A 25,797-nucleotide genomic window follows, 5' to 3' on the forward strand; every position below is an offset into this window, starting at 1 on the left:
CCGCTGAACCGCAAGGAGACCCCGTGTCCGTAAAGGCCCCGTCGTCCCCGGCCGAGAGCCGGGGGCGGGGTGGGTCCGGCGGCAGGCGAGTGCGGCACCGTCCGCGCGGCGGCCTCGCCCGGCTGGGCCCGCTTCCCTGGATCGCCCCGGTGATCCTGCTGATCCTCGCCGTCGTCGTCTACCCGATCGTCGAACTGGTCCGCACCTCGTTCCTGAACATCAGCATCGCGGGCAAGGTCCGCGGCTCGGCGGGCACCGACAAGTTCAAGAAGCTCTTCGAGGAGACCGACTTCGGGCACGTCCTGCTGTGGACCGTGCTGTGGACCGTGGTGGTCGTGTGCGTCACCATGGTGCTCTCGCTGGGCCTCGCCCAGCTGTTCAACCAGCGGTTTCCCGGCCGCCGGGTGGCCCGCTGGGCGCTGATCGCGCCCTGGGCGGCATCCGTGCTGATGACCGCCATCGGCTTCAAGTGGATGCTCAACCAGACCGCCGGGGTGCTCAACACCCTGCTGATCGACCTCGGCCTCATCGACAAGTCCAAGGACTGGCTGGGCGAGCCGGGCACCGCCTGGCCCTGGATGATGTTCGTCGCGGTCTTCGTCTCGCTGCCGTTCACCACGTACACCCTGCTCGCCGGGTTGCAGACCATTTCGCAGGACGTGTACGAGGCCGCCCGGATCGACGGCGCCGGCCCCTGGCAGACGTACTGGGGCATCACCCTGCCGCTGCTGCGCCCCGCCTTCCTCGTCGGCGTGGTGATCAACCTGATCAACGTCTTCAACTCGTTCCCGATCATCTGGGCGATGACGCAGGGCGGACCGGGCAGCGACACCGCCACCAGCACGGTGTTCATGTACAAGCTCAAGGAGACGGACATCGCCGAGTCCGCGGCGATGTCGGTGGTGAACTTCGCGATGGTCGTGGTGCTGGTGCTGATCTTCCTCAAGGTCAGCCGGTGGAACGAGGAGGACGCATGACGGCCACCGCACCCGCGGCCAGGAAGCGGAGCTTCCGCCCGCGGACGCTCGTGATCACGGCGGTCGCCTGGCTGCTGGCCGCGCTCTTCCTCGCGCCGTACCTGGAGATGGTGCTCACCGCGCTGCGCCCGGCCGACGAGCTGCGCGACCGCTCCTACTTCCCGGACAAGCTGGAGTGGTCCAACCTCGTCGACGTGTGGAAGGAGTCCTCGCTCGGGGACAACCTCCAGGTGACGCTGCTGGTCGCGGGCGGCGCCACGGTGCTGGTGCTGCTCGTCTCGCTGCCCGCCGCGTACTACACGGCGCGGGTGCGCTACCGGGGACGCAAGTGGTTCCTGCTGCTGGTGCTGGTCACCCAGATGTTCCAGCCGACGGCCCTGGTGGTCGGCCTCTACCGGCAGTTCTACCAGCTGGACATGTTGAACTCGGTGTGGACGCTGATCCTGTGCAACGCGGCGTTCAACCTCGCGTTCGCGGTGTGGATCCTCTCGGCCTACATCAGCTCGATCCCGGTGGAGCTGGAGGAGGCCGCCATGGTCGACGGCACCAGCCGGTTCGGGGCGATGATCCGGGTGACGCTGCCGCTGGCGCTGCCGGGGGTGGTGACGGCCGTGATCTTCACGTTCATCACCTCCTGGAACGAGTTCATCATGGGGCTGACGCTGTCCACCGAGCCGGACAAGCAGCCGCTGACGGTGGGGATCAACAACTTCATCGGCAACTACACGGTGCAGTGGAACTACCTGTTCGCGGCCTCGGTGGTCGCGATCCTGCCGGTGATCGTGCTCTTCGCGTTCATCGAGCGGCATGTGGTCTCCGGGCTGACCGCGGGCTCCGTGAAGTAGCCCGGGGCCCTTGCGGGGCACCCCCGGCTCAGTCGCGGACCGAGCCGGGGGCGCCGCCCAGCAGCAGGGGCCATACGCTCGGCATCTCCCCGACCGGCACCTCCACCAGCGAAGGGCCCTGCTCCGTGAGCGCCTCCTTGAGCGCGCCGGTCAGCTCGTCCGGCGTCCGGGCGCGCACCCCGGGCACCCCGAACGACTCCGCGAGGCGGACGAAGTCCGGGCTGGCCAGCTCGCTGCCGAGGAAGCGCCCGCCGAACTCGTCGGCCTGGATCTGCCGCACGTTCCCGTAGGCGCTGTCGTTGAAGACGACCGCGGCCACCCCGAGCCCGTACTTGCGCGCGGTGGCCAGCTCCTGCAGATTCCAGCAGAAGCCGCCGTCCCCGTTGAGGGAGACGACGGCGCGGTCCGGGTGGCCGGCCTTCACGCCCAGCGCCGTGGGATAGCCGTAGCCGAGGGTGCCCTGGTAGCCGGGCGTGAGGAAGGTGCCGGGGGTGTGCACGGGGTAGCCGACCCCCGCGAGGTAGCCGACCTGGGTCAGCTCGTTCACCAGGTACCCGTCGTCGGGGACCGCCGCGCGCAGCGCCTGTACGTACGACCACTGCGGCTCGACGCCGCGCAGCAGCCCCGCGCACTCCGCGCGCACCTCGGACAGCTCCCCGGGCGGCCAGCCCCCGAGCTCTCGGCTTCGCTCAAGCAGGGGGTCCCCCCGCTGCGGCGGCGGCGCCCCGGACAGCGCGCCGCGCAGTCCCGCCAGCGCGGTGCGCGCGTCGGCGCACAGCGCGAGGTCGGCCCGGCGGGGCGGCCCCAGGTCCGAGGGGTCCGCGTTGACCAGCGCGACGGTCGCGCCCGGCGCGGTGGGCAGGGCCGTGCCGCGCGGCGACACGAAGCGGCTGCCCACCGCCAGCACCGCGTCCGCCGCGGGCAGCAGCCGCGGCGCGGCCAGGGTGGTGAAGGCGAGCGGATGGCGGGCCGGGACAGCGCCGCCCGCGTTCCGGCTCACCACCACCGGAGCGGACAGCTCCTCGGCGAGGGCCGTCAGTTCGGCGGCGGCTCGCGCGGCCAGCACGCCGCCTCCCGCGTACAGCAGCGGACGGCGGGCCGTACGCAGCACCTCGGCGATCTCCGCCAGGGTGCGGGGATCCGCCGGGTCCGCCGCCTCCGCTTCCGTCCACGGGTCCGGCGCGGCCTCGGGAGGCGGGCCCTCCAGCCGCGCGGTCAGCACGTCCGCCGGGATCGTCAGGGCCGCCGGGCGCGGCCGCCCGGAGCGGGCGCGGGTAAGCGCCTCCCGTACGAGCCCGGGGATCCGCTCCGGGCGCTCGGCCCGCGCCGACCAGCCGGTGACCGAGCCGAGCGCCGCGTCCTGGTCCGGCAGTTCGTGCAGCATGCCCAGACCGCGCCCGGACAGCGGTGCGGGGATGTCGGCCGCGACGCACAGCATCGGCGTCGAGCAGGCGTAGCCGGTGGCCACCGCGGGCAGCGCGTTGAGGACGCCGGGCCCGGGGACCACCAGGCAGACGCCGGGCCGCCCGGTGGTCCGGGTGTAGCCCTCCGCCATATGCGCGGCGCCCTGCTCGTGGCGGGCCACGATGTACTCGATCGGGCCCCCGGCGGCCCGGGAGCGGGCCAGCGCGTCGAGTACGTGGTCGAGCTGGACGCCCGGCACGCCGAAGACATGGCGTACGCCCTCCCGTTCCAGCTGCTGGACCAGGGCTTCCGCGCCGGTCTGGGTCATTGCGGGACCTCCGCGGTCGTGTCGTCGGCGCCGCTTGCGGACGCCGGGGGCGTGCGCCTGGGCGTGCGGCGGGGGGTGCGCTGCCGGGTGCGGGCGTGCTGGTGGGGCCCGCTCCCGCCGGCCGCCGCTCTCTCCCTGCGGTCCAGCCAGCTCAGAACCGGCACGGTCATGACCGTCGTCACCAGGGCGACGAGGACCAGCACGGTGAACAGCGCCTCGCTGACGATCCCGGCCTCCAGGCCGACGTTGAGCGCGATGAGCTGCATCAGTCCGCGCGCGTTCATCAGCGCGCCCACCCGCGCCGCGACGCCGCCGGGCTCGCCGCGCCAGCGCGCCGCCAGCCAGCAGCCGCCGAACTTCCCCGCGACGGCCAGCACCACGGCGCCCGCGCCGAACGCGAGCACGGCGGGGTCGCCGAAGACGCCGAACCGGGTGTTGAGGCCGGAGTAGGTGAAGAACATCGGTACGAGGAGCACCTGGGTGACGGGCACGGTGCTGCGCACCACCCGCTCGGACGCGTCGCACGCCGGCATGGCCAGCCCGACGGCGAACGCGCCGAAGACCGCGTACAGCCCGACCTCGTCGGTGAACCAGGCGGCGCCCAGCAGCACCACGAAGGCGCCCAGCAGCCGGGTGTCCTCCCGCAGCCCCGGCCGGGTCATCAGCGCGCCGAGCAGCCGCCGGCCCAGCAGCAGCATCACGGCGGTGAACAGCAGCAGCCCGCCCGCCGCCTTCACGATCAGCTCCGCCTCGCCCGCGGCCACGCTGAGGACCCCGGCCAGCAGCAGCCAGGCGGTCACGTCGTCGACGGCTCCCGAGGCCAGCGCCAGCGTGCCGAACCGGGAGCCGGCCAGGCCCCGTTCGGTGATCAGCCGGGCGAGCATCGGGAACGCCGTGACCGTCAGGGTGACGCCGACGAAGGCCGCCGTCACCCCGGGCGAGACCCCGTCGACGAAGACGCCGACATGGCCGTGGACGGCGAGGGTCAGCCCCGCGCCCAGCAGCAGCGGCAGCACGATCCCGGCCGCGGAGACCGTCGCGGCGGTACCGGCGAGCCCGCGCCCGGCGTGCGCCCGGAACTCGTACCCCGCGGCGAACATCAGCGCCACCAGGCCGATCTGGCCGACGACGTACAGCACGGGCCGCAGCTCGGACGGGAAGAGGGCGTCGGAGAGTCCGGGCGCGAGCAGTCCGAACAGCGAGGGCCCGAGCAGCACTCCGGCCAGCATCTCCCCGACGACGGCGGGCTGGCCGATCCGGGCCGCGGCCAGGGAGACCAGGCGGCACGTCAGCAGGATCACGGCGGCCGCGGCGAAGAAGACGGGCGCGAGCTCGGCCGGGGTCACTCCCCCTTCCCCTCACCGGCGCACGTCCCCTCACCGGCGAAGTGGTTGCGGCACAGGCCCTGCCGCTTGGCGTCCCAGACCATATAGCTGCCGAGCACCAGCTGGGTGAGGCTGCGCGGGATGGCGGCCCAGCGGTCGCGGGTGCGCATGGCGGCGAGCCGGACGCGGGGGCGGGGCGCCGGACTGCCGTGCGGGGTGAGGAGGCAGGGGCCCCTGCTGGGCAGGGAACGGGTGTGGTCGACGGTGGAGTCCAGCCGGTAGCGCCGCAGCACCTCCTCGGCGGCGACCCGCATGGTGAGCACCGCGAACCCCCGGGCCGGGCAGGGGCGGTTGGCGGGGACCCCGAACGGAATGGCGGTGCCGGGCCGGGTGTCGGGGCGCAGCCAGCGGTCCGGGTCGAACCGCTCGGGCGCGACCGTCCCCGAGCGCTGGTACTCGGGGTAGTGGAACAGGAGGACCGAGCCGGCCGGGATGGGCGGCCCGCCCCTGCGCGGCACCGCGCCGGTGGTGATCCGGTGGGCCACCCCGAACAGCGGGAAGTGCTGGAGGGTTTCGTCGATCACCCGGTCCAGGTAGTCGGCGGGCTGCCGGCCGGCGCGCAGCCGCCGCTGTACGGGCTGGTGGGTGGCGAGAGCGAGCAGCAGATGGGCCATCGCCTCGGACATCTGGACCACGGCGGTGTTGAAGAACGTGCCCTGGAGGTAGTACGCCTGCTCGTGGGGGGTGAGCGCGGCGGGCAGCGGGACGGGCGGCGGCGCTGCGGCGAGCCGCTCGCGCAGATACCGGGTGAGCCGGTGGCGCCGGTCCATATGCCGCAGACTGGTGCACTTCAGAGCGCTGACCACGTCGTCCGCGTTGCCGACGATCAGGTCCCGCACCGGCCGGGGGCACGGCTCGCGGAAGACGACCTCGTAGTACGCCTCCGCCCACACCGGCATCATCAGGTCGCGCAGCCGCACCCGGTGGGTGCGCCCGGCGCTGCCCGCTTCCAGCTCGTCCAGCACGTTGCGGGTGGCGCGGCCCACCAGCTCCGCCCACTCGGCGCGGGAAGGCCCGGCCAGGATCCGCCGGGTGGCGCGGGCCACGTCGTCGTAGCGGGGCCCCGGCTCCAGGTGCTCCTGGTGCACCTCGGGGCCGGGCGAGAGCCAGTACCAGAACAGGTCGGACAGCGCGGCGCCCCGGCTGCGGCCGTTCGCCGCCGGGTGTCCGTAGACCTCCCGGAACTGAGCCGGGGGCACCTCGGGTCCTGGCGCGGAGAGCGCTTCCTCGCCGTTGACCCGCTCGAAGATGCCCTCGCGCAGCGCGATCACCCCGCGCGGCAGCCAGCGCGGCAGGCTGGCCACCCCCGCCGCGGCCCCGGCGGCGGCCATCCACCGGGCGCCCCTCATACCGGGCCCCCGTCCCAGCTCCCGGGGACCCGGCCCGGCGGTGCCGGAGGGCGGACCAGCTCGGGGCCCACGTCCCGCACCCCGGTGGCGCCGCACAGCGCGAGCGCGTCGTCCACCTCGTCGCGCAGCAGCTCCAGCAGCCGGCCTACGCCCGCCTCGCCGCCGTCGGCCAGCGCCCACATGACCGGGCGGCCGATGCCCACGGCGGAGGCGCCGAGCGCCAGCGCCTTGACGACATCGGTGCCCCGCCGCACCCCGCCGTCCAGGATCACCGGGATCCGGCCCCCGACGGCGGCTGCGATCTCCGGCAGCAGCTCCAGGGTCGCCGGGACCGTGTCCAGTTGCCGGCCGCCGTGGTTGGACAGCAGCAGCCCGTCCACGCCGTGCCGTACCGCCAGCCGGGCGTCCTCGGGGTGCAGCACGCCCTTCAGCAGGACCGGCAGGTCGGTGATCCGGCGCAGCCAGTCCACCTGCGTCCAGGAGATCTCCGGGGACATCACGATCTGCCGCACGTGCCCGCTCTCGCCGTCCCGCAGATCCACCAGGTTCTCGCAGCGCAGTCCGGGCGGCAGGTCGTGGAAGCCGTTGCGCCGGTTCCGCTCGTGGGTGCCGTGCACCGGCGAGTCCACGGTGACCACGAGCGCCTGGCACCCGGCGTCGGCGGCCCGCCGCACCAGGGCCTCGGTGATCTCCAGATCGGGCTGGATGTAGAGCTGGAACCACAGCGCCGGCTGCTCGCCGTCCGGCGCCGCCTTGCGGGCCGCCTCGGCGACCTCGCCGATGGCGACCGTGGAGGCCATGCTCGCGATCATGAGGGCTCCGGCGGACGCGGCGGCCCGCGCGGCGGCCACCTCGCCCTCCGGGACGAGAAGCCGGTGGAACGCGGTGGGCGAGAGCAGCACCGGCATCCGGGCCCTGGCGCCGGGCAGTTCGACGCCGAGCTCCCGCTCGGCGCTGCCGCGCAGCACCCGGGGCAGCAGCCGCAGCCGCCGGAACGCCGCCTCGTTGGCCCGTACGGTGATCTCGTCGTGCGCCCCGCCCGCGATGAAGTCGGCGTGCACCGGGTCGAGGGTGGCGCGGGCCGCGGCCTCGAAGTCCCGGACGGCCACCCGCCGCGCGCCCGGAACGCCGCTCGCGGAACGGTCCGCGGTGTCGCCCGCCGTGTCGCCCGAGGTATCGCCCGCTATGTCGCTCGCGGTGTCGTCGTGCACGGCGTCACCGTCCGGCGTCGGCGGTCCGGCGGCCGAGCTGCCCGGCGAAGAACCGCACCAGCGGCGCCCGGTGCGCCTCGGGGTGGTCCCACTCGTTCTCCAGGTTCTCCGCCATATGGTGGGTGCCGAGCAGCCGGCCCGCGCGGTGGTGGCGGATGACCGGGTGGAGGTAGGCGGCGTCGACGGCCTCGTCGGCCGCGTTCTGCGCGGTGCGCCGCACCGTGATGTCGAACGGGTCGACCTTGTCGTGGTCCGGCCCGTACTCCAGGGTGACGGTGAAGTAGCCGCCCCGCTCCGCGACCGGGCTCTCGTGCGCGTAGTCGACGGGCATCTCCTCCAGATAGCGGCACGGCTCCCCGGACTCCGGCACGGTCAGCACATCGCCGAGCACGCCGAACTGCTGCCACAGCGCCGAGGTGCGGTTGACCCGCGCCACCACGGCGTCCGCGAGCGCCTCCGGCTCCGGCTCCAGGGTGCGGTGCGGCCACGGTTCGCCGTGGTGGCGCTCGCCGAGGATGCGGCTCAGCGCGCGGACGGCGTACCGGAAGCCGTGGATGAAGCCGCCGGTGGACTTCTTGAAGTCGCGCTGCTGCATCAGCGTTCCGGCGAAGTACAGCCCCGGCACGTTCACCGACTCGTAGGCGGAGGTGAGCGCGGCGAACCGGTCGTTGATCACCAGCTCGGGGCGGCACTCCGGGGCGAACGGCGAGGGGTCGAAGCGGAATCCGGTGCAGGTGATGACGCGGTCGTAGCGCAGCTCCTTCACGGTCTCGTCGGCCCGGGAGAAGCTGAAGCGGACCCGGTAGCGGCCGTCGCCGTCCTTCTCGACGCCCAGCACCTGGCCGTCCAGCAGCGCGTTCTGCGACTTGAGCTGGTAGGTGTCCAGGAAGTTGTTGTTCACGGCGCGCAGATGGCCCACGTAGTGGGAGTTCCAGGCCAGCCGCACCGACCCGGGGCCGGCCACGTGGATGACGGCGGCGGTCTCGACGAGGTTGTCGGCGGTCTCCAGCCCGGAGTTGCCCTTGCCGAGGATCAGCACGCGCTGGTCGGTGAAGTCCTCGGGCGCCACGGAGGTCTCCGCGTAGTCCTCGGCCAGCTCGATGCCGGGGATGGCGGGGATGTGCGGGAGGGTCAGCCCGGTGGCCATCACCAGGCGCTCCGCGCGGTGTTCGGCGCCGTGCTGGTCGGTGACGCGGAAGCCGCCCCCCTCGGTGTCGCGGGCGATGCGGGCCGCGCGGGTGCCGTAGGCGATGTCGAGGCCGTGGTGCTCGGCGAAGTCGGCGAGATAGCGCAAGAGGTCGTCGGCGTGCGGGAAGTAGCGGGCGCTGTAGCGGGTGAAGAGCAGCCGGGGGTCGGGGGACAGCAGCGAGTTCCAGTCCATCCGGAGGTTGAGCTCCGGATCGTCGGTGCCGTTGTGCACCTTGTTGATGGAGATCAGCTTGCGGTGCCGGGGGAAGGTACGGAAGAACGTACCGGGCGCGTCGCCGCTCTCCAGGATCCGGTACCGGTGCCCTGCCGCCTGCAGGAGCTGTCCCGTCTGGAGGCCCGCGGGACCGCCGCCGATCACCAGGTAGTCCAGGGGAGCGTGGGGGGAGCCGTGCATGGTGCTCTCCTTCCGAAGGGGACGTACACATGTCATGTACGTACCGGGTCCGCACCGTGCTCAAGAGGTAGTGCTTGAAATCTGAATCAGCACGGTAGGAACAGCAACCTCGTTCGACAACGTCGATATCCCGCCATCACGCGGAGCGCCGAGCGCCCCTGGTTCACGGAGGGGAAACCCATGGCTCGCCAGGAGCTCACGCTCCGTACAATGCACACATCTGAGCGCCCCGGCTGCCCACTCGTGCTCAAGGACTTGACGGGGAGAACCAGTGGGGATCTGCTTAGAGTTCACATGTTGGAGGCAAGACCGCACGGGCTGGAGTGGAACAGTGGTGGAGACTCCGGGGTCGCAGTCCTCGCTGCACCGGGCCAACCTCGAACGGGTCGTCAGGGCCGTACGGATGGCCGGCTCGCTGACCCAGGCGGAGATCGCCCGGTCCACCGGGCTGTCGGCCGCCACCGTCTCCAACATCGTCCGGGAACTGAAGGAGAGCGGAACCGTCGAGGTGACGCCCACCTCGTCCGGCGGGCGCCGGGCCCGCGCCGTCTCGCTCAGCGCCGACGCCGGGATCGTCGTGGGCATCGACTTCGGCCACTCCCACCTGCGCGTCGCCGTCGGCAACCTCGCGCACAAGGTGCTCACCGAGGACGCCGAGCCGATCGACGTGGACGCCTCCTCGGCCCAGGGCTTCGACCGGGCCGAGCAGCTGGTCCAGCGGCTGATCGCGCGCAGCGCGGTGAGCCCCTCCAAGGTCATCGGCGTCGGCCTCGGCGTCCCCGGGCCCATCGACATCGGCACCGGGGTACTGGGCTCCACCGCCATCCTCCCCGGCTGGGCGGGCACCAACCCGCGGGACGAGATGGCGCGCCGGCTCGGCGTCCCGGTGCACGTGGACAACGACGCCAACCTCGGCGCGCTCGGCGAGCAGGTCTGGGGCGCCGGGCAGGGCGCGGCCGACCTGGCCTACATCAAGGTCGCCAGCGGAGTCGGCGCCGGGCTGGTGATCAACGGCCGGATCTACCGCGGCCCCGGCGGCACGGCCGGAGAGATCGGCCACATCACGCTGGACGAGTCGGGCCCGGTCTGCCGCTGCGGCAACCGGGGCTGCCTGGAGACCTTCACCGCCGCGCGGTACGTCCTTCCGCTGCTGCACTCCAGCCACGGCCCCGGCCTGACCATGGCGCGGATGGTCGAGCTGGCGGAGGAGGGCGACCCGGGCTGCCGCCGGGTGATCGCCGACATCGGCCGGCACATCGGCAGCGGCGTCGCCAGCCTGTGCAACCTGCTCAACCCCTCCCGGGTGGTGCTGGGCGGCCCGCTGGCCGAGGCGGGCGACCTGGCGCTGGACCCGGTGCGGGACTCCGTCACCCGGTATGCGATCCCGAGCGCGGCGCGGCAGCTGCGGGTGGAGCCGGGGGAGCTGGGGAGCCGCGCCGAGGTGCTGGGGGCGCTGGCGCTGGTGCTGAACGAGATGGGCGACGCCATGCTCCTGGACGCCGCCGGCCCCACCTGAGGCGCGCCCCGCAGGGGCGGGGAGGGGCGGGTTCACGGCTTCACGGTCGTAACGAATGGCATCGTTGCCATCTCGTTAAGGGTTTACTTATTGACCGCCCACCTGGCGACGAGTTGACTTCCGGCTACCTCGGCCGCAACGACGCGGCCCCGTCAGGGAGGTAGCTCATGCACGCATCGCTGCGCCGCGTCGCCCTCGGTACCGCAGCTCTGTCCCTCGTGGCCGTGTCGGCCGCCTGCGGCAGTGCCGATGAGGCCGACGACAAGGACAGCAAGGGCAAGAAGGACGGCAGCCTCACCATCGGCCTGCTGCTCCCGGAGAACCAGACGGCGCGCTACGAGCGCTTCGACAAGCCGCTGATGGAGAAGAAGATCAAGGAGCTGGCGGGCGACGACACCAAGATCCTCTACTCCAACGCCAAGCAGGAGGCCAGCCTCCAGCAGCAGCAGGCCGACACCATGATCACCAAGAAGGTCGACGCGCTGATCGTGGACGCCGTGGACGCCAAGTCGATCTCCAGCTCGGTGAAGAAGGCCGACGACCGCGGCATCCCCGTCGTCGCCTACGACCGCCTCGCCGAGGGCCCCATCAAGGCGTACACCTCGGTCGACAACCCCCGGGTCGGCAAGATCCAGGCCACCTCGCTGCTCAAGGCCCTGGATGAGAAGGGCGTCAAGGGCAAGCCGCAGGTCGTGATGATGAACGGCTCCGTCACCGACCCCAACGCCAAGATGTACAAGGACGGCGCCCACTCCGTCCTGGACGGCAAGGTCAAGGTCGGCAAGGAGTACGACACCAAGGAGTGGAAGCCGGAGAACGCCAACGCCAATATGAAAGGCGCTCTCTCCGCGCTCGGCAAGAACAACGTCGACGGGGTGTACTCCGCCAACGACGGCATGGCGGGCGGCATCATCACCGCGCTCAAGGGCGCCGGCTTCAGCGGATCCGACATCCCGCCCGTCACCGGCCAGGACGCCGAGCTCAACGCCGTGCAGCGGGTGCTGGCCGGCGAGCAGTACATGAGCGTCTACAAGCCGTACGTCCCGGAGACCAGCGCGGCGGCCGAGTTCGCCGTGGCCCTCGCCCGCGGCGAGAAGCTGGACAAGATCGCGACGTCGAAGACCGACAGCGAGTCCGAGAAGGGCGTACCCTCCAAGATCGTCACGCCGCTGCCGCTGACCCAGGACGACGTCAAGAAGTACGTCGGCAAGGCGGGCTTCTTCTCGCAGAAGGAGATCTGCACGGCCAAGTTCCAGGACGCGTGCGACAAGGCGGGCATCAAGTAGCGCCGCGCGCGGCTGCGTTGAAGCAGCAGGCCGTTCAGCCCACAGGGCCGCCTCCCCCGGGGCCCTGCCCCTGCGAAGGAGATGATTCACGTGTCCACCGCGCCCGTGCTGGCGTTGCGCGGAGTCTCCAAGCGGTTCGGCGCCGTGCAGGCACTCACGGACGTCGAACTGGAGATCCACCCTGGTGAGGTCGTCGCCCTGGTCGGCGACAACGGCGCCGGGAAGTCCACCCTCGTCAAGAGCATCGCCGGGGTCTCCCCGGCCGACGAGGGCACCATCGAGTGGGACGGCAGGGCCGTCCAGATCAACCGGCCGCACGATGCCCAGCAGTTGGGCATCGCGACCGTCTACCAGGACCTCGCGCTCTGCGACAACCTGGACGTCGTCGGGAACCTCTTCCTCGGCAGCGAGCTGCTGCGCGGCCCGCTGCTCGACGAGGTGGAGATGGAGCGGCGCGCGCTGGAGCTGCTCTCCACCCTGTCCATCCGGATCCCCAGCGTCCGTATCCCGGTCGCCTCGCTCTCCGGCGGACAGCGCCAGACCGTGGCCATCGCGCGCTCGCTGCTGGGCGAGCCCAAGGTCGTCATCCTGGACGAGCCCACCGCCGCGCTCGGCGTGGAGCAGACGGCGCAGGTGCTCGACCTGGTGGAGCGGCTCCGCGAGCGGGGCCTCGGGGTCATCCTCATCAGCCACAACATGGCCGAGGTCAAGGCCGTCAGCGACCGGGTGGCCGTGCTGCGCCTGGGCCGCAACAACGGGGTCTTCACCGTCGCCGACACCAGTCAGGAAGAGATCATCTCCGCGATCACCGGAGCGACCGACAACGCTGTCACCCGCCGTACGACCCGCACCACGGAGGTGGCGAAGTGACCACCGACACCCCCACATCCAGCGAGGAGACGGCCGGAAACGGCGCCGGGAAGGCCGAGGGCGCCGTCGACATGGTCGACCCCCGGCTGCTGGTGCGGCAGCAGGGGTTCAAGGGCTATGTGGACGAGCTGGTCCGCCGGGTCCGCACCGGCGAGCTGGGCTCGATCCCGGTCGTCGTCGGCCTGATCGTCATCGCGATCGTCTTCCAGGTTCAGGACTCGGCCTTCCTCAGCGCGAACAACCTCAGCGACCTGTTCATCCTCAGCACCGGTACGGGGCTGATCGCGGTCGGCATCGTCTTCATCCTGATCCTCGGCGAGATCGACCTGTCGGTCGGATCCGTCAGCGGGATGTCGGCGGCCGTGCTGGCGGTACTCAATATCAACCAGGGGATGACCGAGTGGCTGGCGCTGCTGCTGGCCATCCTCACCGGCATGGCGGCGGGCGCCCTGCACGGCTTCTTCTTCGCCAAGATCGGCGTACCCGCCTTCGTCGTCACCCTGGCCGGGCTGCTCGGCTGGAACGGGCTGATGCTGCAGATCCTGGGATCCAGCGGCACCATCAACCTGGACGACGACGGCATCGTGGCCAAGCTGACCAACTACTACTTCACGGACAAGGCCGCGGCCATGGGCCTGGCCACCGTCGCCGTGCTGGCCTTCCTCGGCCTCTCGCTGCTCGACGCGCGCCGCCGACAGGCGGCCGGGGTGCCCAGCCGCCCGCTGACCGAGATCATCCTGCGGACCGTGGTGCTCGCGGTGCCCGTGTACGCGGCGGCGATGGTCTTCAACTCCTACAAGGGCCTGCCGCTGGGCGTCGTGATCTTCCTGGCCGTGGTGGTGCTGTCGGACTTCGTGCTGCGGCGCACCTCGTACGGCCGGAAGGTGTACGCGGTCGGCGGCAGCAGCGAGGCGGCGGCGCGCGCCGGTATCAATGTGCCGCTCATCCGGATCAGCGTCTTCTCCATCGCCGGGACCATGGCGGCGGTGGGCGGCATGTTCTACGCCTCCCAGATCAACGCGGCCAACCAGTCCTCCGGCGCCGGCAGCCTGCTGATGAACTGCATCGCGGCGGCCGTCATCGGCGGTACGAGCCTCTTCGGGGGGCGCGGGAAGACCTGGTCCGCGCTGCTGGGTGCGCTGGTCATCCAGTCGATCAACTCCGGCATGGCCCTGCTGGGCACCGGCTCCGCGGTCCGGGACATGATCACGGGCGCGGTGCTGCTGGCAGCGGTGGTCATCGACTCGGTGTCCCGCCGCACCCAGAAGACGGCGGGCCGCGCATAAGGGGCGTCCTGCGGATCCCTGCCGGCGGCCCCTGCCCGGCAGGGATCCGCCGGATGCAGGCCAGGTCGGGCGGTACCGGGCGGCTATTCCTCCTCCATCCGTGTGACTGAGATAGCACCAGCAGGTGAATCAGATCGCGGACGGAACATTAGACTCGACGGAATCGGCACTGCTCGATCACGCTCGAAGCAAGGAGGTACGGGTGGCGTTGCTGACCCGCATCAGGGGACCGCGCGATCTGGACCGGCTCAGCCCGGAGCAGCTGGAGACGCTCGCCGAGGAGATCCGCGGTTTCCTCGTCGACGCCGTCGCGAAGACCGGCGGCCACCTGGGGCCGAACCTGGGCGTGGTCGAGCTGACCATCGCCCTGCACCGGGCCTTCGACTCCCCGAAGGACAAGGTGCTCTTCGACACCGGTCACCAGGCATATGTCCACAAGCTGCTCACCGGCCGCCGTGACTTCTCCAAGCTCCGCGCCAAGGGCGGCCTGTCCGGCTACCCCTCGCGCGCGGAGTCGGAGCACGACATCATCGAGAACTCGCACGCCTCCACCGTCCTCGGCTGGGCCGACGGCCTGGCCAAGGCCAACGAGGTACGGGGACGCGAGGACCACGTCGTCGCGGTCATCGGCGACGGCGCCCTCACCGGCGGCATGGCCTGGGAGGCGCTGAACAACATCGCCGCCGCCAAGGACCGCCCCCTCGTCATCGTCGTCAACGACAACGAGCGCTCGTACGAGCCCACCATCGGCGGCCTCGCCAACCATCTCGCCACCCTCCGCACCACCGACGGCTACGAGCGCTTCCTCGCCCGGGGCAAGGAAGTGCTCAACCGCACCCCCGTCGTCGGCCGGCCGCTGTACGACACGCTGCACGGCGCGAAGAAGGGGCTGAAGGACTTCATCGCGCCGCAGGGCATGTTCGAGGACCTCGGCCTGAAGTACGTCGGGCCCATCGACGGGCACGACATCGGCGCCGTCGAGTCGGCGCTGCAGCGCGCCAAGCGCTTCGGCGGCCCCGTACTGGTGCACTGTCTGACGGAGAAGGGCCGGGGCTACCAGCCCGCGCGGCAGGACGAGGCGGACCAGTTCCACGCGGTCCCCGTCATCCACCCGGACACCGGGCTGCCGGTCAAGTCGTCCGGGGCCGACTGGACGTCGGTCTTCGGCGAGGAGATGGTCAAGCTCGGGCGGGAGCGCCCGGACATCGTGGCCATCACCGCCGCGATGATGCGCCCGGTGGGACTGCATGCGTTCGCACAGGAGTTCCCTGACCGGGTGTACGACGTCGGGATCGCCGAGCAGCACGGCGCCGTGTCGGCGGCGGGGCTGGCCACGGGCGGGGTGCACCCCGTCTTCGCCGTCTACGCGACCTTCCTCAACCGCGCGTTCGACCAGTTGCTGCTGGATGTGGCCCTGCACCGGTGCGGGGTCACCTTCGTGCTGGACCGGGCCGGGGTCACCGGCAGCGACGGGCCCTCGCACAACGGCATGTGGGACATGTCGATCCTGCAGTGCGTGCCCGGCCTGCGGCTCGCCGCCCCGCGCGACGCCGACCAGGTGCGGGCGCAGCTGAGGGAGGCCGTCGAGGTGGACGACGCGCCGACCGTGGTGCGCTACTCCAAGGGCGCCGTCGGCCCGCCGGTGCCGGCCGTCGGCCGGATCGGCGGCATGGACGTGCTGCACACGCCCGGCGAGGCGGTGCCCCACCCCGACGTCCTGCTGGTCTCCGTCGGCGCGCTGGCCCCGATGTGCCTGGAGATCGCCGGCCTGCTGGACAAGCAGGGCATCTCGGCCACGGTCGTCGACCCCCGGTGGGTCAAGCCGGTCGACGAGGCGCTGCCGCCGCTGGCCGAGCAGCACCGGGTCGTCGTCACCGTCGAGGACAACAGCCGCGCGGGCGGCGTCGGTTCGGCGGTCGCCCAGGCGCTCCGGGACGCGGGGGTGGATGTGCCGCTGCGGGACTTCGGCATCCCCGAGCGCTTCCTGGACCACGGGTCCCGCAAGGAGGTCATGGCCGAGATCGGGCTGACCGCGCCGGATGTCGCCCGCCAGGTGACGGGGCTCGTCGCCAAGCTCGACGGGCGTGACGGCTACGATGCGGACTCCGCGAGAGAGCCCGCCCGGGATTAGCTCGGCACTCCGCGATCGCGGGCCGCGCCCCTGCGGGGCGCCCTGGTGCGGGGAGCGCGGGGGCGGCGGAAAAAGGTGGGGTTGTGCGGAAGTGCGAGGGACACACCGTTAAGTTGGGGCCATGCCGCCGCCCTCCGCCGAGCCGCCCGCGAGCGCTCCGCCCGCCGCCCGGGTTCCACGACTGACCCTGTCCGGAATCCGGAGCGCGGGAGCGCGGCCCGAGCCGGCGGCCGACCGCCGCTCCTACTGGCTGCTGCTGGTCCCGGTGCTGCTCGCGGTCACCGTGTGCACCCGCCTCCCGTCGTTCGCGCGGCCGCTGTGGAACCCGGACGAGGGCTTCCTGGCGACCCAGGCCCGCCAGCTCGCCGACGGCGGCACGCTCTACCACGACGTCGTCGACCGCAAGCCGCCGCTGATGCCGTGGCTCTACCAGGGGCTGTTCGCGCTGTTCGGGGACGGCTCGCTGTGGCCGGCGCGGGTGGCGGCGATCGGCGCGGTGCTGGTGGGCGGGGTGTTCGCCGCCTCGCTGGCCCGCCGCCGCTGGGGGGACCGCGCGGGCTGGACGGCGGGGGTCGTCTATGTGCTGCTGACGATCGGGCTCAACCCGGAGGACACCCAGGCGGCGACCTTCGAGGTCTTCATGCTGCCCTGGACGATGGCGGCGATGTGGCTCGCCGACCGCCGCCGCTGGTGGTGGGCGGGGATCGCCATCGCGGGCGCCGCGCTCACCAAGCAGACCGGCGGCGCCGTGCTGCTGCCCGCGCTCTTCCTGCTGTGGCGGACCCGCGCGGGCCTGCTCCCGGCGCTGCGGCTGGTGGCCGGGACGGCGCTGCCGCTGGCGGCCGCGGCGCTCGCCTTCGGGCCCGGCCGGTTCCTGTACTGGATCGCCACCGGCTCCGGCGCGTACGTCTCCGCCGACGGCGCCGGGATGCACGCGGCGGGCCGGGCGCTGGGCAGCCTCAGCATCCTCGTCGCCGCCAGCGCGCCGCTGCTCGTCGCCCTCGGCCAGGTGCTGCGCGTACGGCGGCTGCGCGAGCGCCTCACCGGCGTCAGCGATCTGTGGGTGTGGCTGGCCGCCTCCGCGGTGGCCGTCGCGGTCGGCTTCCAGTTCTACGGCCACTACTTCCTCCAGCTCACCCCGCCGCTGGCGCTGCTCGCCGCCGCGGCGCTGCGCGAGCTGACCGCCCGGCAGGCGACGGTGTCGCTCGCCGTCACCTCGGTCTTCGCCTGCGCCTTCGTCGGCTGGGGGTACGCGTACAAGCGGGGCGAGCTGGACCACGCGCAGAAGCTGGTGGCGGCCGTACGGGAGCGCACCGCGCCCGACGAGCGGATCCTGCTGTGGGGCATGCACCCGGAGGGCTACTGGTTCGCGGCGCGCCCGCCCGCGTCCCGCTATCTGACGGCCGGCTTCCTGAGCAACTTCAGCGGCGGGCGCGGCGGGATCCGCACCGGCGAGCGGTACGCCATGGACGGCTCCTGGCCGCACTTCATGCGGGAGCTGCGCGAGGATCCGCCGACGCTGATCGTGGACGACTCGCGGGGGGCGCCGTACCGGATTCCGCGCATGCCCACCCTGCGGGCCTATGTGGACCGCCACTACGAGAGGACGGTCACGGTCGGCGGGGCGGTCTTCTACGTCCGGAACACGCCGTAGTCCGTGTGACCTACGACGCGTCGTCCGGAGGGGCTGGGCACGATGGTTACCCGTAAGTAGCATGAGGGGAGGGCGCGCCGCCGCGTGCGCGCGCCGCGCAGCAGTGCCATCCCGCACCTGGAGGAGAGCCAACGTGCCTCGTACCGCTAGGGACGTCGTCTTCGTCGACGGCGTCCGCACCCCGTTCGGCAAGGCGGGCCCGAAGGGCATTTATCACGAGACCCGCGCCGACGACATGGTCGTCAAGTGCATCCGGGAGCTGCTGCGCCGCAACCCCGGGCTGCCCCCGGAGCGCGTCGACGAGGTGGCGCTCGCGGCGACGACGCAGATCGGCGACCAGGGGCTGACCCTCGGCCGCACCGCGGGGATCCTCGCGGGCCTGCCGCAGTCCGTGCCCGGCTACTCCATCGACCGGATGTGCGCGGGCGCCATGACGGCCGTGACGACGACCGCCGGCTCGATCGCCTTCGGCGCGTACGACCTGGTGGTCGCGGGCGGCGTCGAGCACATGGGCCGCCACCCGATGGGCGAGGCCGTCGACCCCAACCCGCGCTTCGTCTCGGAGAAGCTGGTCGACCAGTCCGCGCTGTTCATGGGCATGACGGCGGAGAACCTGCACGACCGCTTCCCGCACCTGTCCAAGGAGCGCGCCGACGCCTTCGCCGTGGCCAGCCAGGAGAAGGCCGCCAAGGCGTACGCCAACGGCCGGATCCAGGCCGACCTCGTCCCGGTCGCGCTGCGCCGTACGTCCGAGGAGTCGGGCGGCGAGCAGGGCTGGGGCCTGGCCACCGCCGACGAGCCGATGCGGCCGGGCACCACGCTGGAGGGCCTGGCGGGCCTGAAGACCCCGTTCCGGGCGCACGGCCGGGTCACGGCGGGCAACTCCGCGGGGCTGAACGACGGCGCCACCGCCTCGCTCGTCGCCGCCGAGGACGTGGCGGAGGAGCTGGGGCTGCCGGTCAAGATGCGCCTGGTCTCCTTCGCCTTCGCGGGCGTGGAGCCCGAGGTGATGGGCTACGGCCCGATCCCGGCCACCGAGAAGGCGCTCGCCAAGGCGGGGCTGTCGATCGGCGACATCGGCCTGTTCGAGATCAACGAGGCGTTCGCCGTCCAGGTCCTGGCGCTGCTGGACCACTACGGAATCGCCGACGACGACCCCCGCGTCAACCAGTACGGCGGGGCCATCGCGTTCGGCCACCCGCTGGCCTCCTCCGGGGTGCGGCTGATGACCCAGCTGGCCCGGCAGTTCGAGGAGCAGCCGCACGTCCGCTACGGCATCACCACCATGTGCGTCGGCTTCGGCATGGGCGGGACCGTCATCTGGGAGAACCCCCACTGGGAGGGCAAGTAAGAATGAGCACCGCTGAGCTGCTGAAGGGCGCCGCCGAGCTCTTCCCCGACGAGGTCGTCACCCAGGCGTACGTCCGCCACCTCGACCTCCCCGGCGGGGCCGGCGCCTTCGCCCTCATCACCCTCGACAACGGCCTGGACCACACCAAGCCCACCACCTGCGGCCCGCAGTCGCTGGCGAACCTGGACGCGGCCCTCGACCAGGTCGAGCAGGAGGCCGCGGAGGGGAAGATCAAGGGCGTCGGCATCACCGGCAAGCCGTTCATCTTCGCCGTCGGCGCGGATCTGAAGGGCGTGGAGCTGGTGAAGCGCCACGAGGACGCGCTGGCCATCGCGCACGGCGGCCACGAGGTCTTCAAACGGCTGTCCCAGCTGGCCGTTCCCACCTTCGCGTACTACAACGGCGCGGCGCTGGGCGGCGGCGTCGAGATCGGCCTGCACTGCACCTACCGCACCGTCTCCAGGGCGCTGCCCGCCTTCGCCCTCCCCGAGGTCTTCCTCGGGCTGGTGCCCGGCTGGGGCGGCTGTACGCTGCTGCCCAACCTGATCGGCGCCGACCGCGCGGTGAGCGTGATCATCGAGAACTCGCTCAACCAGAACCGCCAGCTCAAGGGCGCGCAGGTGTACGAGCTGGGCATCGCGGACGCGCTCTTCGACGGCGCCGACTTCCTGGAGGACTCGCTGCGCTGGACCGCCTCGGTGCTCAGCGGCGAGACCGAGGTCGTACGCGGCGAGGTGGACCGGGGCGAGGGCTGGGACGCGGCCGTCGCGCGCGGCAGGGAGATCGCCGACAGCAAGGTGCACGGCGCGGCGCCCGCCGCGTACCGCGCCCTCGACATCATCGCGAACGCGAAGAGCCTCGGCTCCGCCGAGGAGGGCTTCGACGCGGAAGCTGGATTTGATCTAGAAGATGTGGCGCTGGCCGACCTGATCATGAGCGGTGAGCTGCGCAGCGGCATCTACGCCTTCAACCTGGTCCAGAAGCGGGCCAAGCGCCCGGCGGGCGCCCCGGACAAGTCCCTCGCCCGCCCGGTCACCAAGGTGGGCGTGGTCGGCGCCGGGCTGATGGCCTCGCAGCTCGGGCTGCTGTTCGCGCGCCGCCTGGAGGTGCCGGTCGTCCTGACCGACATCGACCAGGAGCGGGTCGACAAGGGCGTGGCCTACTGCCACGAGGAGATCGACAAGCTGCTGCTGAAGGGCCGCGTCAACCAGGACGGGGCGAACCGCCTCAAGGGCCTGGTCACCGGCTCGCTGGACAAGGCGGCGGCGTTCGCGGACGCGGACTTCGTCATCGAGGCCGTGTTCGAGGAGATGAGCGTCAAGCAGAAGGTGTTCGCGGAGGTCGAGGCGGTGGTGCCGGAGCATGCCATCCTCGCCACCAACACCTCCTCGCTGTCGGTCAGCGAGATGGCCTCCCAGCTCCAGCACCCCGAGCGGGTCGTCGGCTTCCACTTCTTCAACCCGGTGGCCGTGCTGCCGCTGCTGGAGATCGTGCGCGGCGAGCGCACCGACGACGCCGCGCTGGCCACCGCGTTCGGCGTCGCCAAGCAGCTGAAGAAGACGGCGGTGCTGGTGAAGGACGCCCCGGCGTTCGTCGTCAACCGCGTCCTGACCCGCTTCCTCGGCGAGGTGCTGCGCGCCATCGACGAGGGCACCCCGGCCGAGGTCGCGGACCGCGCGCTGGCCCCGCTCGGGCTGCCGATGTCGCCGATCGTGCTGCTGGAGCTGGTCGGCCCGGCCGTGGCCCACCATGTCGCCGGCACCCTGCACACCGCGTTCCCGGACCGCTTCGCGGTCTCCGGGAACCTGGGCCGGGTCGTCGAGGCGGGCAAGCGCAACCTGCTGACCCCCGGCACCGAGCAGCTGGACCCGGAGGTCGCCGAGCTCTTCGAGGTCGGGGACACGGTGCTGACCGAGGAGCAGGTCCGCGACCGCGCGCTGGACGCCATCGCCGAGGAGGTCCGGCTGATGCTGGACGAGGGCGTGGTGGCCGAGGCGCAGGACATCGACCTGTGCCTGATCACCGGCGCGGGCTGGCCCTTCCACCTGGGCGGCGTGACCCCCTACCTGGACCGCGAGGGCGTCAGCGAGCGCGTCACGGGCCGCCGCTTCCTGGAGCCGGGCGTGGCCAGCGTGCCCGCCTAGCCCGGTACGCCGGAAGGAGGGGCGCCCCGTCGGCGGGGCGCCCCTGCGGGGCGCCCCGCAGGGGCGCGGGGAACTGCGCGACCAGCCATGGGGGTACCTCCCTGCTCGAGCGAAGCCGAGAGCTTGGGGGAGGACTCGCAGCCGCGAGAGTACAGGCGGGGCACCCCCATAGGGCGCCGGAAGGACAGAGGGCTACCCGGACACTGCCAGCGCGGCCGTCAGCAGGGCGGCCGTCTGCCCGATCTGCCACTCCCGCGCGCCGAGCGCCCGGAGCGCGCCGGTGACGGCGTCCCGGGTGAGCGGGTCCGGCGGCTCCCAGCACAGCCGTCGGACCGTGTCCGGCGTCAGCAGGTTCTCCTGCGGAAGGTTCAGCTCCTCGGCCCGCGCGGTCACCCCGGAGCGCGCGGCGGTGAGCCGCGCGGCCGCCGCCGGGTCCTTGTCGGCCCAGGACCTGGGCGGGGGCGGCCCGCCCGGCGCCTGGCTCTGCTGCGGCAGCTCCGACTCCGGCAGCGTCCTCGCCCGGTCCACCGCGGCCTGCCACTGCTCCAGCTGCTTGCGGCTCATCCGCTGGCCGTACCCGGGGAGCGCCGCGAGCGCGCGGGTGCTCGCCGGCATCGCCAGCGCCGCCTCGACGATCGCAGCGTCCGTCAGCACCTTGCCGGGGGAGACGTCGCGCCGCTGGGCCACCGCGTCCCGCGCCGTCCACAGCTCGCGCACGGCCGCCATCTGTCTGCGGCGGCGGACCTTGTGCATACCGGAGGTGCGCCGCCAGGGGTCCTTGCGCGGCGGCGGCGCGGGCGCCGCCACGATGGCCGCGAACTCCTCCCGGGCCCACTCCAGCTTCCCCTGCCGGCTCAGCTCCTCCTCCAGCGCGTTGCGCAGGTCGACGAGCAGCTCGACATCGAGCGCCGCGTACCGCAGCCAGGGCTCGGGGAGCGGGCGGGTGGACCAGTCCACCGCGGAGTGGCCCTTCTCCAGCGCGTAGCCGAGCACGTTCTCGACCATCGCGCCCAGGCCGACCCGGGCGAAGCCCGCCAGCCGGCCCGCCAGTTCGGTGTCGAACAGGCTGGTGGGCTGCATACCTATCTCGCGGAGGCACGGCAGGTCCTGCGTCGCCGCGTGCAGCACCCACTCCGTGCCGGACAGCGCCGCGTCCAGCCCGGAGAGGTCCGGGCAGGCGACCGGGTCGACCAGCGCCGTGCCCGCGCCCTCGCGGCGCAGCTGGATCAGATAGGCCCGCTGCCCGTAGCGGTACCCCGAGGCGCGCTCGGCGTCGACGGCGACCGGTCCCGTGGCCTGAGCGAACGAGGCTGTGACCCGGCCCAGCTCGTGGGACGTCACGGTCACCGGGGGAATGCCCTCACGCGGAGCCAGGAGTGGGACCGGCGCCGGACCGGATTCCGGGGCAGGGGCCTGAGCTGCGGTTGCTGATGCGGTCTCTTGGGCGTCGGTCACCCGTCAAGGGTATCCGCGTGCACGGAGTGCGCAGCGCCCGCCGACGGAACGTTACCGCGACGGGCGCTGTGCGGCCCGCGGGCCGCGTACTCAGTGGATGATGCCGGTGCGCAGGGCCACGGCGACCATCCCCGCGCGGTCGCCGGTGCCCAGCTTGCGGGCGATCCGGGCCAGGTGGCTCTTCACCGTCAGCGCGGACAGGCCCATGGACACGCCGATGGCCTTGTTCGACTGGCCCTCGGCCACCAGGCGCAGCACCTCGACCTCGCGGCCGGACAGCTCGCGGTAGCCGCCGGGGTGCCCGGGACCGCCGGGGCCGCCGCCCGGCCTGCGGTGCATCCGGGCCGCCGCCGCGCCGATCTGCGCGGCGCCGTGCCGCGTCGGGAGCGCCCCGCCGAGGTTGGTCCGGGTGCCGGTGACGACATAGCCCTTGACGCCGCCCGCGAGGGCGTTGCGCACCGCGCCGATGTCATCGGCCGCCGACAGCGCCAGTCCGTTCGGCCAGCCCGCTGCCCGGGTCTCGGACAGCAGGCTGAGCCCGGAACCGTCGGGGAGATGGACATCGGCGACGCAGATGTCGCGCGGATTGCCGATTCGGGGACGTGCCTCCGCGATCGACGACGCCTCGATCACGTCCCGTACACCGAGCGCCCACAGATGGCGGGTCACGGTCGAACGGACGCGGGGGTCGGCCACGACCACCATGGCCGTCGGCTTGTTCGGGCGGTAGGCGACCAGGCTTGTGGGGTGCTCAAGGAGAACAGACACCGGGCCTCCTGAGGAGTGGAGTGGCTGGGGACGGGCCCGACGCGGACGAGTCGGGTATTCCGTATGGAAGGGTCACAGACCTCTTCGGCAGCTCTCCCCCGAGCCTTTAGAGAATGATCACGAAGGGGTGACCCCCTGCCCCGAGTCCCCCGGACGGGGGCGGGTATGCCCCGGGACGGCGAGCGCTACTGCGGGCCGCGGCGCTGGGGGAGCTGGACCACCGAGCCGCTGTCACCCGTCTCCGGGGGCAGCCCGGCGCACTGGCACAGCATCTCGCACCACGCGGACAGATGAGCGGCCACCTCGGGCGCCCCCTCGCCCCCCGCCGGGGTCCAGCTCGCCCGGATCTCCAGCACCTCCTGCGGGGCCCGCTCCGCCAGCCCGCCGAAGAACGTGGAGCCGGACCGCGTCACCGTGCCGCTCGGCGCGCCGTACTCCGCCTCCCGCGCCTCCAGCGCGCCGGTCAGCCAGGACCACGTCACCTCCGGCAGCAGCGGATCCTGCGCCATCTCCGGCTCCAGCTCCGCCCGCCCCAGCGTGACCACGCGGAACATGCCCTGCCAGGACTCCTGCCCCTCGGGGTCGTGCAGCAGTACGAAACGGCCGTCGGCCAGTTCCTCGCCCGCGCCGTCCGGGTCGCTGACCGCCGCCTCCAGCGCGAACGCGTACGGCGCCAGCCGCCGGGGCGCGGGCAGCGGCGAGATCCTCACCTGCGGCCGGGGCCGGGCCGCGCTGAGCGCCGTGACGGCTTGCCGGAACGGAAGGGGGAACGAGTCCCCGTCGTCGCCACCGGAGTTGCCCGCCCTGGATGCTCTCGCCGCTGTCATGGGCGGAAGATTAGGCGGACCGTGCGTCCGAGGGCGGTAAGGACACCCCGGACGGCCGTGGGAGACTTCCCCTGTGAGTGGAAACGACCGCCCCACGGGCCAGCAGAACGACCAGGAAGCCCTCCCGGACGCCGTGCGGGACTCGGCGTTCCTGCGCGCGTGCCGCCGTGAGCCCGTCCCGCACACGCCGGTCTGGTTCATGCGCCAGGCCGGGCGCTCGCTGCCGGAGTACCGCAAGGTGCGCGAGGGCATCGCCATGCTGGACTCCTGCATGCGGCCCGACCTGGTCGCCGAGATCACGCTGCAGCCCGTGCGCCGCCACGGAGTTGACGCCGCGATCTACTTCAGCGACATCGTCGTGCCGCTCAAGGCCATCGGGGTCGACCTCGACATCAAGCCCGGCGTGGGGCCCGTCGTCGAGCGGCCCATCCGCTCCCGTGCCGACCTGGCGCGGCTGCGCAAGCTGGACCCGGAGGACGTCCCGTACATCACCGAGGCCGTCCGCATCCTCACCCGCGAGCTGAGCGGCAGCGGCACCCCGCTGATCGGGTTCGCCGGGGCGCCGTTCACCCTCGCCAGCTATCTCGTCGAGGGCGGCCCCTCCAAGAACCACGAGCACACCAAGGCGCTGATGTACGGCGACCCGGAGCTGTGGGCCGAACTGCTCGACAGGCTCGCGGACATCACCGCGATGTTCCTCCGGGTGCAGATCGAGGCGGGCGCCGCCGCCGTGCAGCTCTTCGACTCGTGGGTCGGCGCGCTGTCCCCCGCTGACTACCGCCGCTCCGTGCTGCCCGCCTCCGCCAAGGTGTTCGCCGAGATCGCCCCCTACGGCGTGCCGCGCATCCACTTCGGTGTCGGCACCGGAGAACTGCTGGGCCTGCTCGGCGAGGCCGGCGCCGATGTGGTCGGCGCCGACTGGCGCGTCCCGCTGGACGAGGCGGCCCGCCGCGTCGGCCCCGGCAGGGCGCTCCAGGGCAATCTGGACCCGGCCGTGCTGTTCGCGCCGCGCGCGGCGGTGCGGGCGAAGGCCGACGAGGTGCTGGAGTCGGCCCGCGGGCTGGAGGGGCACGTCTTCAACCTGGGCCACGGGGTGCTGCCGCAGACGGAGCCGGAGGCGCTGACGGATCTCGTCGCCCACGTCCACGAACGCTCCTCCGCCCGGCCCTGAACCGGCCCAGCCGCGCTGGGTCGGGTCTGCCCCGTGCGGTTTCGTCGCGGGCTGCGGCTGGTCGCGCAGTTCCCCGCGCCCCTTCGGGGCGCCCCGGGGGAGGGCTAGCTGTATTGCCCTGTGAGGTTGGGGACGCGGCTGGCGGGTGGTTTGCCTGCGAGCGCGGTGTGTCCGCGGTGGTGATTGTAGGAGTGCAGCCAGCGGGGGAACGCGTCGCGTCGTTCCTGCTCTGAGCG

General features: G+C 72.5%; 19 protein-coding genes and 1 pseudogene. 11 read left to right on the forward strand and 9 right to left on the reverse strand.

The window, feature by feature from the left end; all coding sequences use genetic code 11:
* The first annotated feature begins 23 nt into the window (after positions 1–23).
* Positions 24–977, forward strand: a complete 954-nt coding sequence (locus G5C65_RS01430) for a carbohydrate ABC transporter permease (protein WP_338146191.1) — start codon at positions 24–26, stop codon at positions 975–977.
* A complete protein-coding gene (locus G5C65_RS01435) occupies positions 974–1,822 on the forward strand; it encodes a carbohydrate ABC transporter permease (protein WP_165296709.1) in 849 nt (282 codons plus the stop codon). Before G5C65_RS01430 ends, G5C65_RS01435 begins: the two co-directional genes overlap by 4 nt.
* Positions 1,823–1,850: 28 nt before the next feature.
* Here G5C65_RS01435 and G5C65_RS01440 read toward each other — a convergent pair whose 3' ends face one another.
* The 5 genes from G5C65_RS01440 to G5C65_RS01460 all read right to left on the reverse strand — a co-directional run bounded on the left by G5C65_RS01440 (position 1,851) and on the right by G5C65_RS01460 (position 9,102).
* Positions 1,851–3,554, reverse strand: coding sequence for a thiamine pyrophosphate-dependent enzyme (locus G5C65_RS01440; RefSeq protein WP_165296710.1), 1,704 nt, complete (start codon positions 3,552–3,554; stop codon positions 1,851–1,853).
* Entirely contained in the window at positions 3,551–4,900 is a 1,350-nt protein-coding gene (locus G5C65_RS01445; RefSeq protein WP_165296711.1) for a cation:proton antiporter domain-containing protein, read from the reverse strand. Before G5C65_RS01445 ends, G5C65_RS01440 begins: the two co-directional genes overlap by 4 nt.
* The gene (locus G5C65_RS01450) at positions 4,897–6,288 is read right to left on the reverse strand and encodes a cytochrome P450 (RefSeq protein WP_165296712.1); all 1,392 of its coding nucleotides are present in this window, start codon (positions 6,286–6,288) and stop codon (positions 4,897–4,899) included. Before G5C65_RS01450 ends, G5C65_RS01445 begins: the two co-directional genes overlap by 4 nt.
* Positions 6,285–7,397, reverse strand: a complete 1,113-nt coding sequence (locus G5C65_RS01455) for an alpha-hydroxy-acid oxidizing protein (protein WP_165296728.1) — start codon at positions 7,395–7,397, stop codon at positions 6,285–6,287. Before G5C65_RS01455 ends, G5C65_RS01450 begins: the two co-directional genes overlap by 4 nt.
* Before the next feature lie 106 nt (positions 7,398–7,503).
* Positions 7,504–9,102 (reverse strand): NAD(P)-binding domain-containing protein, encoded by a 1,599-nt coding sequence (locus G5C65_RS01460; protein ID WP_165296713.1) that lies wholly within the window; start codon positions 9,100–9,102, stop codon positions 7,504–7,506.
* Positions 9,103–9,436: 334 nt separating this feature from the next.
* On the opposite strand from G5C65_RS01460, the gene G5C65_RS01465 reads away from it, so the two are divergent.
* The 8 genes from G5C65_RS01465 (at position 9,437) to G5C65_RS01500 (ending at position 21,340) form a co-directional block, all read left to right on the forward strand.
* On the forward strand, positions 9,437–10,618 hold the full coding sequence (locus tag G5C65_RS01465) for an ROK family protein (protein WP_165296729.1): 1,182 nt from the start codon (positions 9,437–9,439) through the stop codon (positions 10,616–10,618).
* 167 nt (positions 10,619–10,785) lie between these two features.
* Entirely contained in the window at positions 10,786–11,904 is a 1,119-nt protein-coding gene (locus G5C65_RS01470; RefSeq protein WP_165296714.1) for a substrate-binding domain-containing protein, read from the forward strand.
* Positions 11,905–11,985: 81 nt separating this feature from the next.
* The gene (locus G5C65_RS01475; protein ID WP_206441109.1) at positions 11,986–12,774 is read left to right on the forward strand and encodes an ATP-binding cassette domain-containing protein; all 789 of its coding nucleotides are present in this window, start codon (positions 11,986–11,988) and stop codon (positions 12,772–12,774) included.
* Positions 12,771–14,060, forward strand: a complete 1,290-nt coding sequence (locus G5C65_RS01480) for a sugar ABC transporter permease (RefSeq protein WP_338146192.1) — start codon at positions 12,771–12,773, stop codon at positions 14,058–14,060. Before G5C65_RS01475 ends, G5C65_RS01480 begins: the two co-directional genes overlap by 4 nt.
* 202 nt (positions 14,061–14,262) lie before the next feature.
* Positions 14,263–16,191, forward strand: a complete 1,929-nt coding sequence (gene dxs, locus G5C65_RS01485) for a 1-deoxy-D-xylulose-5-phosphate synthase (protein WP_165296715.1) — start codon at positions 14,263–14,265, stop codon at positions 16,189–16,191.
* 121 nt (positions 16,192–16,312) lie between these two features.
* A complete protein-coding gene (locus G5C65_RS01490; protein WP_165296716.1) occupies positions 16,313–17,845 on the forward strand; it encodes a glycosyltransferase family 39 protein in 1,533 nt (510 codons plus the stop codon).
* A gap of 133 nt (positions 17,846–17,978) precedes the next feature.
* Positions 17,979–19,196, forward strand: a complete 1,218-nt coding sequence (locus tag G5C65_RS01495; protein ID WP_165296717.1) for an acetyl-CoA C-acyltransferase — start codon at positions 17,979–17,981, stop codon at positions 19,194–19,196.
* Between the two features lie 2 nt (positions 19,197–19,198).
* The gene (locus G5C65_RS01500; protein WP_165296718.1) at positions 19,199–21,340 is read left to right on the forward strand and encodes a 3-hydroxyacyl-CoA dehydrogenase NAD-binding domain-containing protein; all 2,142 of its coding nucleotides are present in this window, start codon (positions 19,199–19,201) and stop codon (positions 21,338–21,340) included.
* 192 nt (positions 21,341–21,532) lie between these two features.
* Here the strand turns inward: G5C65_RS01500 and G5C65_RS01505 are convergent, their stop codons facing one another.
* The 3 genes from G5C65_RS01505 to G5C65_RS01515 form a co-directional block, all read right to left on the reverse strand.
* Complete coding sequence (locus G5C65_RS01505) at positions 21,533–22,795, reverse strand: HRDC domain-containing protein (RefSeq protein ID WP_165296719.1); 1,263 nt, start codon at positions 22,793–22,795, stop codon at positions 21,533–21,535.
* A gap of 90 nt (positions 22,796–22,885) precedes the next feature.
* Complete coding sequence (locus tag G5C65_RS01510) at positions 22,886–23,563, reverse strand: LuxR C-terminal-related transcriptional regulator (protein WP_165296720.1); 678 nt, start codon at positions 23,561–23,563, stop codon at positions 22,886–22,888.
* 185 nt (positions 23,564–23,748) lie between these two features.
* A complete protein-coding gene (locus G5C65_RS01515; RefSeq protein WP_165296721.1) occupies positions 23,749–24,390 on the reverse strand; it encodes a DUF3000 domain-containing protein in 642 nt (213 codons plus the stop codon).
* 73 nt (positions 24,391–24,463) lie between these two features.
* Between G5C65_RS01515 and hemE the strand changes: the two genes are divergently transcribed.
* Entirely contained in the window at positions 24,464–25,561 is a 1,098-nt protein-coding gene (hemE, locus tag G5C65_RS01520) for a uroporphyrinogen decarboxylase (protein ID WP_165296722.1), read from the forward strand.
* Between the two features lie 104 nt (positions 25,562–25,665).
* Here hemE and G5C65_RS01525 read toward each other — a convergent pair.
* Positions 25,666–25,797, reverse strand: a pseudogene (locus G5C65_RS01525) (IS481 family transposase); the annotation flags it as partial.

Source organism: Streptomyces boncukensis, assembly GCF_011045075.1.
Taxonomy (GTDB): Bacteria; Actinomycetota; Actinomycetes; order Streptomycetales; family Streptomycetaceae; genus Streptomyces; species Streptomyces boncukensis.